Genomic DNA, 14,226 nt, shown 5'->3' with positions numbered 1-14,226 from the left:
GTCATACGATAGCGGCCCCGGCCGGAAACGCCGGCCGGGTTGGCGCGTCACTGAAAGTGATGCACGTACCGCAGCACCATCCGCGTGCCCTGCGGCCGGTTGCGCGCATAGACCTCGAAGTATGCGTTGAACATCAGGTGATCCTGCGGCGAGAAGCTGTATATCGCGCCCGGCCCGATTGCCAGCACGGCTTCCCGCGTGCCGGAAACGTCCTGTCCGTTCGCCTTCATGTCGGTGGTCTGGCGCAGCCAGTAGCCGTTGAGCCCCAGCCGCAGCCCGGGCCGCACTTCGTACTCGGTCGCGAAGTTCGCGTGAACGGCCTGACCGGCCTGTGTCGAGCTCACGTCGGGCCCGAGCGCGGTCGCCGGCTCGTGATTGGTCGCGTTCCACAGATAGTGCAGCCGCCATGACACGGTCCACTTCGGCGTGACCCAGAACGTCGCGGCCCAGTACGGATCGAACGACCAGAAATGGCTGCCCGGATTGATCGCACGCGCCGGATCGTATGCACCGGTCGGCGCGATGAACTGGAATTCCACGCGCTGCGCGAAGCGCGGGCCCTGCGCACCCATCACCGGATCGAACTGGATGAACGGGCCGACCAGCAGGTCGCCGAACCCGGCACGGGAATTCAGCGCGACGTTGCCGATCCCGTCGTTCGTATGCACGGACGCCACCCACGGCAGGATCACGTCGAGCCCCGGATGCATGCCGCCGAACGTCAGCGGCGACTGGTAGACGAGCTGGCTCAGCCCGGCGAACAGGTCGATGTCCTGCTTCGGCAGACCGACCTTGTTGCCGGCATTGTCGTTGACGCGGCCGGCCGTGTAGTACTCGAGATACTGCGTACCGTACCAGCCGGAGCCGGCCGGCGGCATCCCGTCGAGGAAGCTGGTCATCCCGAGGTTGACCGACGGCAGGTCGGTCGCATGAGCCGGCGCGTGTCCGGTCAGGCCGGCGAGCACGAGGCCCGCGATCGCAAGCAGACGAGAACCGCATTTCATCACCATCACCACCTCCTGAATATTTATTTGTATAGCTAATCAAACGGCGCGAGAAAGATCGGGATGGGACGAGATCGCACGATACTGGCCCGCATGGAACACGAGCGGCGCCTTCCCGAACGCGTCGAATGCCTCGATCTGACCGATGAACAGCAGGTGGTCGCCGCCTTCGTAATGCCCGACGTTGCGGCACACGAAACGCGCGCTCGAACCGTCGAGGCACGGCACGCCGCCTGCGTCGGCATCCACGTGCGGCACGCCGTCGAACTTGTCGGCGCTTGGCGTCGCGAAACGGCGCGACAGCTCGATCTGGTCGTGCGCGAGGATGTTGATCGCGAAGTGCGTGGCCGCGACGAAATCGGGGCGGCTCGGCGCAACCTTGCGCAGGCTCCACAGCACGAGCGGCGGGTCGAGCGACAGCGACGAGAACGAATTGGCGGTGAGGCCAACCTTGCGCCCGTCCTGCGAGCGCGTGGTGATCACGGTGACGCCGGTCGGGAATTGCCCGAATGCGGCGCGCAGTTGCAGCGGGTCGAGGCCCGGGGCGCAGGAAGCGGTGGTGTCCATGTCGCTTACTCCGAACGTGCGGCGTGTTCGCGGATCAGTGCCGCGCAGGCCGACGGGTCGAACCACCACGGCGCGAACTGGCGCGGATCGTCGAAACCGTCGACGATCGTTGCGGCGAGCGACGGCAGCTGGCCGGCGGCGCCGAGCAGCTCGAGAATGTGCGGCGGCGGCGGGGTGAGCAACGAGTTCGTCCAGCGCACGACGTGCTGTGCATAGGCCCAGTAGCGTTCGAACGTTTCGTGCATCCAGCCTTCGTCGAACGGCGCGGCGTCGCGCGCGAGGATCGCGTCGCCGTACACCTTCGCGCATTTCGCCGCATTGTTCGAGCCCTGGCCGGTGATCGGATCGTTGACGACCACCGCATCGGCCATGCCGAACACGGTGCGGCCCGACGGCAGGCGGAAGAACGGCTTGCGCACGGTCGGCGTGAAGCGCCCGGACAGCGTGCCGTTCGGATCGGTGAGCTCGACGTCGCGGCAGCGTTCGAATTCCCACGGCACGTACTGCTGCAGGAACGACAGGCTGCGGTCGAGATGCTGCTCGGGGGTCTTCACGTCGGCCCAGCAGTCGAGCGGGCCGCCGGGGATCCCTTCGAACACCATGATTTCGCACGGGCCGGTCGTGGTCAACGCGGGAAACACGAAGTATTCGCCGATGCCGGGCAGCAGGTTGAAGCGCACGCGCGAATACGGCTGGCTCGGCGTCATCCCCTTCACGTAGGTGAGGGCAAGCGCGCGTTGCGGCCGCTCGAACGTGCTGCGCGCGTCGTCGCGGCCCAGCAGGTTGACGATTTCGCCCTTGCCGGCCGCGAGCAGCACGAGGTCGTGACTGCGCGCGAGCTCCTCGAGTTCGGGTACGCCAACGTCGCAGATACGCACGTCGGCGCCGCGGCGCCGGATCGCGTCGAGCCAGTCGGCCATCTTCACGCGCTGGTCGACCGATTGTGCGTAGCGGGTGAGCCGCGACGACCAGTCGATCGCTTTGCGGCCGCCGCCCTCGGGATGCGGCACCGCCACGCCGATGCCTTCGATGGACGGGCACGCTTCTTCCCAGTCGTTCAGGCCGAGATCGCGCTCTATCTGCAGCGCGGTATGGAACATGCACTGGCTCGACATGACCTTGCCGGCACGGATCTGTTGCGCGTCGCGGTTGGTCGCGAGCGTGACGTGATAGCCCTGGTCGAGCAGCGTGAAGGCGAGTTGCAGGCCGGACTGACCGGCGCCGACGATAGCGATGCGTTTCATGATGAAATCCTTTGTAGAACGAATTACTCGGATCGGAATATGGGCGAAGAAAACGATCTTGGGTTATTCCGCCAGACGCGGAATCGCCGGCACCGCCTGCTCGGGGCCCATTGCGGAATAGCCGCCGTCCACAGCGTAGTCGGCACCCGTCACGAAGCTCGCCGCGTCGCTGCACAGGAACGTGACGACCTGCGCGACTTCCGACGGATCGCCGACGCGGCCGAGCAGATGAAACGGCGCGGCCACGCGGTCGGTTTTCGCGCGGTCGCCGTGCGTCAGCTCGTCCATCACGCGCGACCACGTCCACCCCGGCGACACCGAGTTGACACGAATCCGGTCGGCGGCGAGATCCATCGCCATGCTGCGCGTGAGCTGGCGCATCGCGGCCTTCGAGGTCGGGTAGAGCCAGCGGCCGGTCTGCGCACACTGCGCGGAGATCGAACTGAAGTTCACGATCGCGCCGCCGCCACGCCGCGTCAGGTAGGGATGAACGGCCTTGACCAGCATCGCGGCCGACACGACGTTGACGTCCATCGCCGCGAGCCAGTCGCGGCGCGACGCCTGGATGCCGTTGTCGACGTAGCTGCACGCCAGGTTGATCAGCAGGTCGATCGAGCCGAAGCGTTCGGCGACGGCCGACACCGCGCGTTCGATCGCGCGGTCGTCGGTGATATCGGTCGCGATGAACATCCCGCGTTCGCCGAGCGTATGGGCGACGCGCGCGCCGTTTTCCGCATCGAGATCGAGGATCGCGACGCACGCGCCGGCGCGGCTCAGGTCCTGCGCGACGGCGGCGCCGATCAGCGTGGCGCCGCCGGTGACGATCGCGACTTTGCCAGCAAGGGCAGTCATGGGGTGTCTCCTGGAATGATTGAGTGAAGGCGGCGCGCGCTCGGCGCGCCTGCTGCGTATCCGCCGGCAATCACGCGCTGTCGTGCCAGCGCTGCATCAGCCCGTTCGACGGCACGGTTTCGTCGAGCAGCTTGCGCGCGGTTTCGACACCGGCGACGGGCAGCCCGGTCGCGTCGAGCAGGCCGATCTGCACGAGCACGCTTGCCTGATCCCAGTAGATGTGTTCGTGATACAGCTTGTCGCCGCGGAACTTGACGATCGCGACGAGCGGGATCTCGACGCGCTTGCCGGTCGGCGCGACGCCGGGCAGCATCCAGTCGATCTCGGTCGTGTGCGTGAAGCAGAACAGCAGTTCGTCGACGATCTGGCTCGCGCCGATCGTGCGCGAGATCGGCGTGATCGTCGTGTCGGGCGGGTTCGCATGCACGAAGTGATGCGTGTAGAAGCGCTTGAGCTCGTCGTAGCCCACGCCGCCCGTCAGCGTCGGAATATGGTTCACGTAAGGTTGCGCAACCATCGTGTCCATCGTCGCGTCGACGTTGCGCGTGTCGAATTCGTGCCGGAGATGTTCTTCCCACAGTGTGGACAGGTCGTAGTGCGGGCCGAGCGCCGCGCGGAACGCGGCGATCGCGCGCTGGTGCGCCATGATCGCGGCCGCCTTGTCGAAATGATCGCCACCGATGCGCGCGAAGGCATGATCGACGCCCGGGTATACGTACACTTCGACGCCGTCGCGCCCGGCCAGCGCAGCGGTGATGCGCTGCTGCGCGTCGGGCGGGCAGAAGCGGTCCTGCGCGGGGATCTGCAGCACGAGCCGGCCGCGCAGGTGAGCGGCCTCGTCGAGCGCGTGCTCGATCCCCACGCCGTAATAGCTGACGGCGGCGGCCACGTCCGGCAGCCGGCACGCGGCGAGATACGCGAGCTTGCCGCCGAGGCAGTAGCCGAGCACGCCGGCCTTGCCGGTGCATTCCGGCCGTTGCGTCAGCACGGCCAGTGCGGCGGCGACGTCCTCGACGCCCTTGTTTTCGTCGTACTCGCGGTACAGTGCCATCGCGCGCTCGAAGTCGGCCGCGGTGTACCCGAGTTCGATGCCGGGCGCCTGGCGCCAGAACAGGTCGGGCACGAGCACCGTGTAGCCTTCCTCGGCGTAATAATCGGCCACGTCGCGCATCGTCGCGTTCGCGCCGAAGATCTCGTGACACAGCACGATGCCCGGCCCCGTGCCGCCGGCCGGCGTGCTCAGGTACGCGCGAAACGCCCCGCCATCCGGCGACGGGATCTCGATGTGTCGTCCTTTCATGTGTCCCTCCATTCTGTTCGTGGCTTGCATGGGCCCAGTATTGGCGGACGAAACGCGCGCTTCTATCCGCTTTCTTCGGCCGGTATCCACGAATTCCGGAAACCTGAGGATCGGCCCGCCGCGCCGGGGCCGGAACGCGGCGCACTGCGGGTATGTGCGGATGCGGAAGTCCCTCACAGTTTTCTACGATGCGCGAACGGTCCGCTTCTTGCGTCATGTGCGCAGGGCTTGCGTAGTGTAACGACGCGGACTGTCCGGATACTCCGGACACTATCCGGATCGTGCGACGGGATTCCCGGGATCGGGAATGCGTGCACCGCGCAAGTGCGATCGAGCACGACGGGAGAACTTCGATGGGGCAAATTTCCGGAACGGGCTGGCTGGGCGACGCCGCCTGTTTCAATCACGACACGCTGCTGCTGCAGTCGAACGATCTCGATGAGGTGCGCGCGCGCGTGGCGGATGTGTTCAAGCCGCATCGCCTGACGCTGACGGGCAATTCACACGCGCTGCAAAGCCGCATGCACCATGCGCGCTGGGGCAACCTGTCACTGAATCTGCTCGATTATGGCGGCGAGGTGTCGATCGAACCGGGGCCGCTCGAACATTTCTTTCTGCTGCAGATTCCGCTGCGCGGCGACGCCGAGATCGAATGCGGCGCGACGCGCTTCGTGTCGTCGCCCGATACCGCGTCGCTGCTGTCACCGACGCTGCCGTTGAGGATGCGGTGGGGCGAGGCATGCCCGCAGGCGATCCTGCGCATCGAGCGCGAGGTGATGGAGCGGCATGCGCAGCGGCATTTCGGCGACGACCGGCGTGTGTCGGTGGAATTCGAGCCGGAATTCAGCCTGTCGTCGCAGCAGGGCGCGTGTCTCGCGCAAATGCTGCCGCTGCTTGCCGACGCGATCGCGACGGACGGGCATCCGCTGCGCCATCCGCTCGCGTTCGAGCAGCTCGAATCGACGTTGCTCAATCTGTTGCTGTACGGCCACCCGAACAGCGCACGCAACGGCACACGGCCCGCGCCGGCGCCGCTCGCGCCGTTCTATGTGCGGCGCGTCGAGGACTACATCCGCGCGCATGTCGACGAGCCGCTGACGATCGAACGGCTCGCCGAACTCGCGGGCGTCAGCCCGAGCACGCTGTTCGCCGGATTCCGCAATCGGCATGGCATCACGCCGATGGCATTCGTGCGCCAGTTGCGGCTGCAACATGTGCGCGACGAACTGCTCGACGATGCGTCACCGGGGCTCGCGTCGGTGACGGACATCGCGCTGAAATGGGGCTTCGCGCACCTCGGGCGGTTCGCGATCGACTACAAGCGCGCGTTCGGGGAATCGCCGTCGGCCACGCTGCGGATGCGACGCGTGCGGTGCTGACGGTTGCACCGGCGACGCAGGCGCGCGCTTGAAAGTCTGGCACATGCGTGAAGCGCGAGCTTGACGCATGTCATGAACGCGGACGATGCCACCGCGCCGCGTAGGGGCACGCCCCCGTTTCGGGCGTCACGGGTCTAGGATGAATGACGTCATCCTCGATTGCCGGAGACGCACATGAAAATCAGCGAACCGATGCGAGCCCCGTCGGCACCCGATATGCTGCCGTTGCTGCAGCTCGGCCTGCGGCCCTTCTATCTGACCGGCGCGCTGTTCGCGAGCCTTGCCGTCGCGGTGTGGCTCGCGGCCTGGCACGGCGTGCCCGCCGCCGGGGGCGCGGGCGCGATGACCGGTCTCATGTGGCACGTGCACGAGATGATCTTCGGCTTCGTCGCCGCGATCGTCGTCGGCTTCCTGCTGACCGCCACACGGGCCTGGACGTCGCGCGAAACGCTGCGCGGCCCCGCGCTCGCCGCGCTGTGGCTGCTCTGGCTTGCGGGGCGCGTGCTCGTCTGGTCGGGGCCGGCGACGCTTGCGGCCGTCGTCGATTCGCTGTTCCTGCCGGTGACGGCCGTCGTGCTGTTGCGCGTGCTGATTTCGGCGAAGAACCGGCACAACGTGTTCCTGCCGGTCGCACTGCTGCTGTTCGGCGCGTTGAACGCGCTGTTCCATGCCGCCGTGATGACGGGCCAGGCCGATCTCGCGCTGCGTGCCGCGTACGCGGCGACGGGGCTCGTCGTGTTCTTCGTCGCGGTGATCACCGGCCGCATCGTGCCGATGTTCACGATGAACGCGATTCCCGGGTTCAAGATGCGCCGCTTCAGGATCGTGGACGCGCTCGCGGCCCCTGCCGTCGCGCTGACGCTGTTCGCGGATGCGCTCGGCGCGCCCGATACGCTGCTGATCGCCGCCGCGCTCGCCACTGCCGTGCTGCATGCATGGCGCGTCGCCGGATGGCATTCGTGGCGCGTCGGCAAGCGGCCGATCGTGTGGATCCTGCACGTGTCCTGTCTGTGGATTCCGGTCGGCTTCGTGCTGCTCGCACTATCGTTCGCCGGCGTGGTCGCGCACTCGCTCGCCGTGCATGCGTTGACCGTCGGCGCGATCGGCGGCGCGATCATCGCGATGATCACGCGCACGGCGCTCGGCCACACAGGGCGCATGCTCGTCGCGGGCCCGTGGGAGCAGCTGTGCTACTGGCTGGTGATCGGCGCGGCCGTCGTTCGCGTGTTCGGTCCGCTCGTGCCCGGCGTGCCGTACGCGGTCTGGCTCGATGTGTCGGGTGCGTGCTGGATCGTCGCGTTCGCGGCGTACGCGGTCCACTACGCGCCGTTCCTGATGTCGCCGCGTGCCGACGGCCGCCAGGATTGACACATGCGCGTCGCCGGATTGGCGGCGCGAGCGCGTGTGGCACAGCGGTGGGCCCGCATTGCGCGTTGGGCGGGAGAGGGCGTGACGATGACCGTTGCCGGCCCGATTGCGGAAGGGGGAGAATGCGTCGCGCCGGCAAGCATCGCGGCTTGCCGGCGGCATCGCGCGAGGAGACCGGTTGCGGCAGCCGCGATGGTCTCCTCACGCGTGTTTCAGAAATGCACGACGGTCCGGATGGACTTGCCTTCGTGCATCAGGTCGAACGCTTCGTTGATGCCGGTGAGCGGCTTCGTGTGCGTGACGAACGGTGCCAGCTGGATCGTGCCGGCCATCGCATCCTCGACCATGCCCGGCAGTTCGGAGCGGCCCTTGACGCCGCCGAATGCCGTGCCCAGCCAGCGGCGACCGGTGACGAGCTGGAACGGGCGCGTCGAGATTTCCTGGCCGGCGCCCGCGACGCCGATGACGACGGACTGGCCCCAGCCGCGGTGTGCGCATTCGAGCGCGGCGCGCATCACGTTGACGTTGCCGATGCACTCGAAGCTGTGATCGACGCCCCAGCCGGTCATTTCGACGATCACCTGCTGGATGGGCTTTTCGTGATCCTTAGGGTTGACGCAATCGGTGGCGCCGAACACGCGCGCAAGGTCGAACTTGCCGGGGTTGGTGTCGATCGCGATGATGCGGCCGGCCTTCGCGAGCTTGGCGCCCTGGATCACCGCGAGACCGATGCCGCCGAGGCCGAACACGGCCACGGTATCGCCTTCCTGCACCTTGGCCGTGTTCTTCACCGCGCCGAGGCCGGTCGTGACGCCGCAGCCCAGCAGGCAGACCTGCTCGGGGTTCGCCTGCGGGTTGATCTTCGCGAGCGACACTTCGGCGACGACGGTGTATTCGCTGAACGTCGAGCAGCCCATGTAGTGATAGATCGGCTGGCCGTTGTAGCTGAAACGCGTGGTGCCGTCGGGCATCACGCCCTTGCCCTGCGTGGCGCGCACCGATACGCACAGATTGGTCTTGCCGCTCTTGCAGAACAGGCACTCGCCGCATTCGGCGGTGTACAGCGGAATGACGTGGTCGCCGGGCTTGACGCTCGTCACGCCTTCGCCGACTTCCACCACGATGCCGGCGCCTTCATGGCCGAGCACGGCGGGAAAGATGCCTTCCGGATCGTCGCCCGACAGCGTGAAGGCATCGGTGTGACACACGCCGGTATGGGTGATCTTGATGAGCACTTCGCCCTTGCGGGGCGGTTCGACGTCGATTTCGACGATCTGCAGCGGCTTACCCGCCTCGAACGCAACTGCGGCACGTGATTTCATGGCAATCCTTTAAAAAATCATCGAATGGATCGGTAGGTCGACGATCCCGCATCGGTCAGCGCAAGTAGGACCGAACGAGGGTCACGATATCGTCGATCGACCCGGAAGCGGGGCGCGATGCGTCCGCGAGCTGGGTGAATTCCTCGCGCAAATGGCTTTCGAGCACGCCGGCCATCACGCCGTTGATCGCGCCGCGAATGGCAGCCAGTTGCTGAAGTATCGGACCACAGTCCGCTCCCTCCTCGAGCGCTTGCTCGAGCGCGTTCAGTTGCCCGCGCACGCGGCGCACGCGGGTCAGAACGCGTTTCTTTTCTTCGGGGGAATGCGGCATGGGATCGTGGTTTCCGGATACTGGGGGGCAGTATAGAACATTGCAGCACGGAGGTATACGGGATCATTCCCGGAGGCCGCCCCGGTGGGCGTCGACCGGAAAAGGGGAAGGGTAGTCGGCCGGCACGACGCGTCGTGGTTTCGGCCGCGGCACCGCGCTTTCCGCTGGCGCCCTTTGCCGTCAGATCAACAGCGCAAGCGTGCGGAACAGCGCGAGATCCTCTTTGCGCGCCGAGCGCGCATGCCGCCGGATCGTCTGCAGCAGGCAGTCGATGAAGCAGCGTGCGGCGTCGCTCAGCGTGCTGCTGCGACGCGTGACGATGCCGAGTTCGCTCGGCTCGAAGGTCTCCTTCAGCGACAGCACGCGCATCCGCTCGCCAAACGGCGGCACCGCCGCGAGGATCGTCGGGCACCACGTGCACATGCCGGCCTGTTCGAGCATCGTCTGCAGCATCGCGACCGACTGCGCGCGCACGATGCGCCGTTCGTCGATCTGCGCGCCGTGCCGCGTAAAAAGATGGTCGACGAGTGCGGCCTGGCCGTCGGCGGACGAATTCAGCACCCAGTCGCAATCGAGCAGGTCGTGCACCGACTTCGCGTGTTCGCGCGGATGCCCGGCGCGCACCATCACCGACGTGCCGTAACGCAGCAGCGGCTCGAATGCGAATTCCTGCGCGCCGCTGCCGGGCTGCACGTGGCCGAGCGCGAAATCCATGCTGCCGTCGCGCAGCAGCGGTTGCGCGACGGCCATCAGCGCTTCGTAGAGCTCGAGGCGCACGTCGGGCATCCGCTCGCGAAACTGCAGCACGGTTTCCGCGAGGAACGTCATCGTCAGCCACGGCGTGACGCCGACGCTCAGCCGCCCCTCGACGCGCCCGCGCATTCGTTCGAGATCGCTCTGCGCGTGCTCGAGCTGTTTCAGAACGAGCTTCGCGTGGGTGAGCAAGGTCTTCCCGTACTCGGTGAAGCCGATGCCTTCCGGCGCGCGCACCAGCAACGGCAGGCGCTCGCTGGCCTCCAGCTCGCGCAGCGCGCGCGTGACGGCCGCCTGCGACAGGCCGAGCGTGCGCGCCGCGCCGCGAATGCTCCCGGCCTCCGCGCTCGCGACGAGCGCCTGCAGCTGATGCAGCTTGATCGTGCTCATGGTGTGGGTGGTATTGATGGTGTCGAGGGTGAGATGGATGACAACGAATGGTTGTCATCATAACGAAACTGCGGCTGTTCGCCGGCTTTTTCGCTGCCTACGATCTCGCCACGATCTGCCATTCCGGCGATCGGCAACGGGCACCTGTCGAGGAGTATCGGGGTTGGATCGATCATGCATTCCGCCTGAAATGGCGGCCATCGAGGCCGAGATGATCGCGCTGCGCCACCGGCTGCACGCGCATCCGGAGCTCGGCTTCGAGGAACACGCGACGAGCGAACTCGTCGCCGACTACCTGACAACATGGGGTTATCGGGTCGCGCGCGGCCTCGGCGGCACCGGCGTGGTCGGCACGCTCACGCGCGGCGCCGGGAAGCGGCTCGGGCTGCGCGCGGACATGGATGCGCTGCCGATCCGCGAGACGACCGGGCTGCCGCATGCGAGCCGTCGCGACGGCGTGATGCACGCGTGCGGCCACGACGGCCACACGGCGATGCTGCTCGCGGCGGCGCGCTGCCTGGCCGAGCGCGGGCGCTTCGGCGGCACGCTGAACCTGATTTTCCAGCCGGCCGAGGAAGGGCTCGGCGGCGCGAAGCGGATGCTCGACGACGGGCTGTTCACGCAGTTCCCGTGCGATGCGGTGTTCGCGATGCATAACGTGCCGGGCCTGCCGGCTGGCGTGCTCGGCTTCTGCGACGGCCCGGCGATGGCGTCGGCCGACGAGGTGCGCGTGCGCGTGACCGGGCGCGGCGGCCATGGTGCGGCGCCGCACACGACGATCGATCCGGTGGTCGTGTGCGCGTCGATCGTGATGGCGCTGCAGACGGTCGTGTCGCGCAACGTGAATCCGCAGGAACTGGCGATCGTCACGACCGGCTCGATCCACGCCGGCACCGCATCGAACGTGATTCCGCCCCATGCGGATCTCGAACTGAGCGTGCGTGCGCTGTCGCCGGACGTGCGCGCGCTGCTCGAACGGCGCATCCGCGCGATCGTGCACGGCCAGGCCGACAGCTACGGCGCGACGGCCGAGATCGACTATCGCTATGGTTATCCGGTGCTCGTCAATCACGCGGCGGAAACGGCGTTCGCCCGTGACGTGGCGCGCGCATGGGGCGGCGATGACGCGCTGATTCCGCATTTGCGGCCGATCGCGGCGAGCGAGGATTTCGCGTTCATGCTCGACGCTTGCCCGGGCAGCTACCTGTCGATCGGCAACGGCGACGGCAACGGTGCCGCGGGCTGCGGGCTGCACAGCCCCGGCTACGACTTCAACGACGCGTGCCTCGCGACGGGCGCGAGCTACTGGATCGCGCTCGCGGAGCGCTATCTCGCGTAAGCCGGGCAAACGCATTCGAATCACTTTCAACGACGGAAGAAACAAGGAGACTGGCAATGAAACAGTGGATGGCGGCGCTCGCGGTGGCGCTCACGGCAACGGCGGCGGCAGGCGTCGCGCATGCCGGCGACTGGACGGGCAAGGAGATCCGGCTCGCGGTCGATCCCACGTATCCGCCGCTCGAATACAAGCAGCCGGACGGCTCGCTGAGCGGCTTCGGGGTCGACATCACGAACGCGTTGTGCGCGGAGCTGCATGCGCGCTGCGTATGGGTCGAATCGAGTTTCGACGGGATGATTCCCGGGCTGCTCGCGCGCAAGTTCGACGTGATCGCGTCGTCGATGACGATCACGCCGAAGCGGATGCAGCAGATCGCGTTCACGAACCGGATCTCGAATGCGCCGGCGCGGCTGATCGCGCGCAAGGGTTCGCCGCTGCTGCCGACGGCCGCGTCGCTGAAGGGCAAGCGGGTCGGCGTCGAGCAGGGCTCCGCGCAGGCCGACTATGCGATCGCGAACTGGCAGCCGGCCGGCGTACAGATCGAGTCATACCAGAACCAGGACCAGGTCTATGCCGATCTCGTGACGGGGCGGCTCGACGCGGCGTTCCAGGCATCGATCGCGGCCAGCGACGGCTTCCTGAAGAAGCCGCAGGGCAAGGACTTCATGTTCGTCGGCGCGGCGATCGACGACGCGAAGTATTTCGGGCAGGGTGACGGCCTCGGGCTGCGCAAGCAGGACACCGACCTGCGCGACGCGTTCAACCGCGCGCTGGCGACGATCCTCGCGAACGGCACGTATCAGCGAATCAACCGCAAATACTTCGACTTCGACATCTACGGCGCGAAATAAGCGGCACGACAGCGCATCGGGTGGTAGCGCTCAATATATCAATAAGGAAAACGAATGAACTGGAGATTGTTTTTCGTCGCGATGCCGGCACTCTGTGCGGCACCGGCCTTCGCGCAAGGCAGCGTCACGCTATACGGGCTGGTCGATGCGGGCATCGACTATACGAACAACGTCGGCGGCCACGGCGCGTGGCAGATGGCGAGCGGTTTCGCGCAGGGCAGCCGCTGGGGGCTGAAGGGTGCCGAGGATCTCGGCGGCGGCTACAGCGCGCTGTTCCAGATCGAGAACGGCTTCAACGTGAACAGCGGCACGCTCGCGCAGGGCGGCCGCCTATTCGGGCGGCAGGCTTATGTCGGGCTCGGCAGCGCGCGCTTCGGCACGCTGACGCTCGGCCGGCAATATGACTCGGTCGTCGACTATCTCGCGCCGACGACCGCGAACGGCAGCTGGGGCGTCTATCCGTTCTCGCATCCGCTCGACAACGACAACACCGGCAACACGTTCCGCGTGAACAATACGGTCAAGTACGCGAGCCCGGATTTCGCCGGCTTCTCGTTCGGCGGCACATATAGCTTCAGCAACGACACCGGGTTCGCGAACGACCGGCAGTGGAGCGTCGGCGCGCAGTACGAGCAGGGCGGCTTGCTCGTCGGCGCGGCGTTCCTGAATGCGGACAACCCGGGCGCGACCGCCGGTGGCGCGATCGCGGGGGCGGGGTCGGTGGGCGCGGATGCGAACTTCGCGTCGGCGCGGCTGCGGATCTTCGGGGCCGGCATCAACTACACGGCCGGGCCCGCGACGGTCGGGTTTGCCTACACGAACAGCAACGTCACGCGGCCGACCGCGAACGTCGGCTACCTGTTCGGCGACGAGACGATCGAACCCGTCACGGGGCCGCTCGCGGGCGGCACGGTCACCGCGATCAAGTACCAGAACTTCGAAGTGAACGGCAAGTATCAGTTCACGCCGGCGTTCTTCGTGGGCGCGCAGTATGTGTATACGACCGTGCGCTACGACGCGACCACGGGCAGCGCGAAACCGAAGATCCATTCGATCGGGCTGATGGCCGACTACAACCTGTCGAAGCGCACCGACGTCTACCTGATGGGTGCGTACCAGCGGATTGCGGGCGATGCGACCGGCTCGTCGCTCGACCAGGCGTATGTTCCGGGGGCGGCAGACCTGTCGTCGACGTCGAAGCAGTTGATGGTGCATGCGGGGATCCGTCACAAGTTCTGAGTGCGCCGGGAGACCGGCAAGGAGCAGGTGGTGCAAGTCCATTACGATGAAGGCGTAGCGAGCCACATCGACCCCGAGCCGTGCGTCGGCTGCCGTGAGGCGACCGGCGAAGCGTCGGTAGGGGAACGTGCGGGCCAGCCATTGAGCCGCGATAGTTGTGTAATTCCGGGTGCCGACGCGGTTCAGAACGCGGAAGGCAACATGAAGGGGCGCGCAAGCGCGAGCGCCTCGACGACCCGGCGTGGTCGAAGACCCTGGCACGCACGGACGCTCTTTGCGCGGGAACC

Annotated in this window: 13 protein-coding genes; 5 read left to right on the top strand and 8 right to left on the bottom strand. The window is 66.9% G+C overall.

Going from position 1 to position 14,226, the window contains the following annotated elements:
- Positions 1-47 precede the first annotated feature (47 nt).
- From AC1Z3W_RS18290 to AC1Z3W_RS18270, 5 genes are all read right to left on the bottom strand, one after another.
- The gene (locus tag AC1Z3W_RS18290) at positions 48-1,004 is read right to left on the bottom strand and encodes a SphA family protein (RefSeq protein WP_057927436.1); all 957 of its coding nucleotides are present in this window, start codon (positions 1,002-1,004) and stop codon (positions 48-50) included.
- A gap of 39 nt (positions 1,005-1,043) precedes the next feature.
- Complete coding sequence (locus AC1Z3W_RS18285; protein WP_057927383.1) at positions 1,044-1,571, bottom strand: flavin reductase family protein; 528 nt, start codon at positions 1,569-1,571, stop codon at positions 1,044-1,046.
- A 5-nt stretch (positions 1,572-1,576) separates the two neighbouring features.
- On the bottom strand, positions 1,577-2,815 hold the full coding sequence (locus AC1Z3W_RS18280) for a styrene monooxygenase/indole monooxygenase family protein (RefSeq protein WP_483508163.1): 1,239 nt from the start codon (positions 2,813-2,815) through the stop codon (positions 1,577-1,579).
- A gap of 63 nt (positions 2,816-2,878) precedes the next feature.
- Positions 2,879-3,667 (bottom strand): SDR family oxidoreductase, encoded by a 789-nt coding sequence (locus tag AC1Z3W_RS18275; protein WP_057927381.1) that lies wholly within the window; start codon positions 3,665-3,667, stop codon positions 2,879-2,881.
- A 70-nt stretch (positions 3,668-3,737) separates the two neighbouring features.
- Positions 3,738-4,967: a dienelactone hydrolase family protein gene (locus tag AC1Z3W_RS18270; RefSeq protein ID WP_124835052.1), complete on the bottom strand. Its 1,230-nt coding sequence runs from the start codon at positions 4,965-4,967 to the stop codon at positions 3,738-3,740.
- A 353-nt stretch (positions 4,968-5,320) separates the two neighbouring features.
- Here AC1Z3W_RS18270 and AC1Z3W_RS18265 point away from each other — a divergent pair, with 353 nt between their 5' ends.
- Entirely contained in the window at positions 5,321-6,346 is a 1,026-nt protein-coding gene (locus tag AC1Z3W_RS18265; RefSeq protein ID WP_057927379.1) for an AraC family transcriptional regulator, read from the top strand.
- Positions 6,347-6,520: 174 nt separating this feature from the next.
- Positions 6,521-7,714, top strand: a complete 1,194-nt coding sequence (locus tag AC1Z3W_RS18260) for an NnrS family protein (RefSeq protein ID WP_483508162.1) — start codon at positions 6,521-6,523, stop codon at positions 7,712-7,714.
- Between the two features lie 212 nt (positions 7,715-7,926).
- Here the strand turns inward: AC1Z3W_RS18260 and AC1Z3W_RS18255 are convergent, their stop codons facing one another.
- The 3 genes from AC1Z3W_RS18255 to AC1Z3W_RS18245 form a co-directional block, all read right to left on the bottom strand.
- A complete protein-coding gene (locus tag AC1Z3W_RS18255) occupies positions 7,927-9,036 on the bottom strand; it encodes an S-(hydroxymethyl)glutathione dehydrogenase/class III alcohol dehydrogenase (protein ID WP_057927377.1) in 1,110 nt (369 codons plus the stop codon).
- 55 nt (positions 9,037-9,091) lie between these two features.
- Complete coding sequence (gene frmR, locus AC1Z3W_RS18250; protein ID WP_059599650.1) at positions 9,092-9,367, bottom strand: formaldehyde-responsive transcriptional repressor FrmR; 276 nt, start codon at positions 9,365-9,367, stop codon at positions 9,092-9,094.
- 180 nt (positions 9,368-9,547) lie between these two features.
- A complete protein-coding gene (locus tag AC1Z3W_RS18245) occupies positions 9,548-10,510 on the bottom strand; it encodes a LysR substrate-binding domain-containing protein (RefSeq protein WP_124835051.1) in 963 nt (320 codons plus the stop codon).
- A gap of 211 nt (positions 10,511-10,721) precedes the next feature.
- Between AC1Z3W_RS18245 and AC1Z3W_RS18240 the strand changes: the two genes are divergently transcribed.
- Genes AC1Z3W_RS18240 through AC1Z3W_RS18230 form a run of 3 tightly spaced genes read left to right on the top strand, consistent with a single transcriptional unit; the run spans position 10,722 to position 13,939 of the window.
- Positions 10,722-11,849, top strand: coding sequence for a M20 aminoacylase family protein (locus tag AC1Z3W_RS18240; RefSeq protein WP_409364320.1), 1,128 nt, complete (start codon positions 10,722-10,724; stop codon positions 11,847-11,849).
- A gap of 56 nt (positions 11,850-11,905) precedes the next feature.
- Positions 11,906-12,700 (top strand): ABC transporter substrate-binding protein, encoded by a 795-nt coding sequence (locus AC1Z3W_RS18235; protein WP_057927375.1) that lies wholly within the window; start codon positions 11,906-11,908, stop codon positions 12,698-12,700.
- 54 nt (positions 12,701-12,754) lie between these two features.
- Positions 12,755-13,939 carry a porin gene (locus AC1Z3W_RS18230; RefSeq protein ID WP_483508161.1) on the top strand — a complete coding sequence of 395 codons (1,185 nt, stop codon included), beginning with the start codon at positions 12,755-12,757 and terminating at the stop codon, positions 13,937-13,939.
- The last annotated feature ends 287 nt before the right edge of the window (positions 13,940-14,226 follow it).

The sequence above is a fragment of the Burkholderia sp. 10_S31 genome, assembly GCF_056930375.1.
Note: the sequence above shows the minus strand (reverse complement) of the source record. Positions and strands in the feature narration are given on the sequence as shown.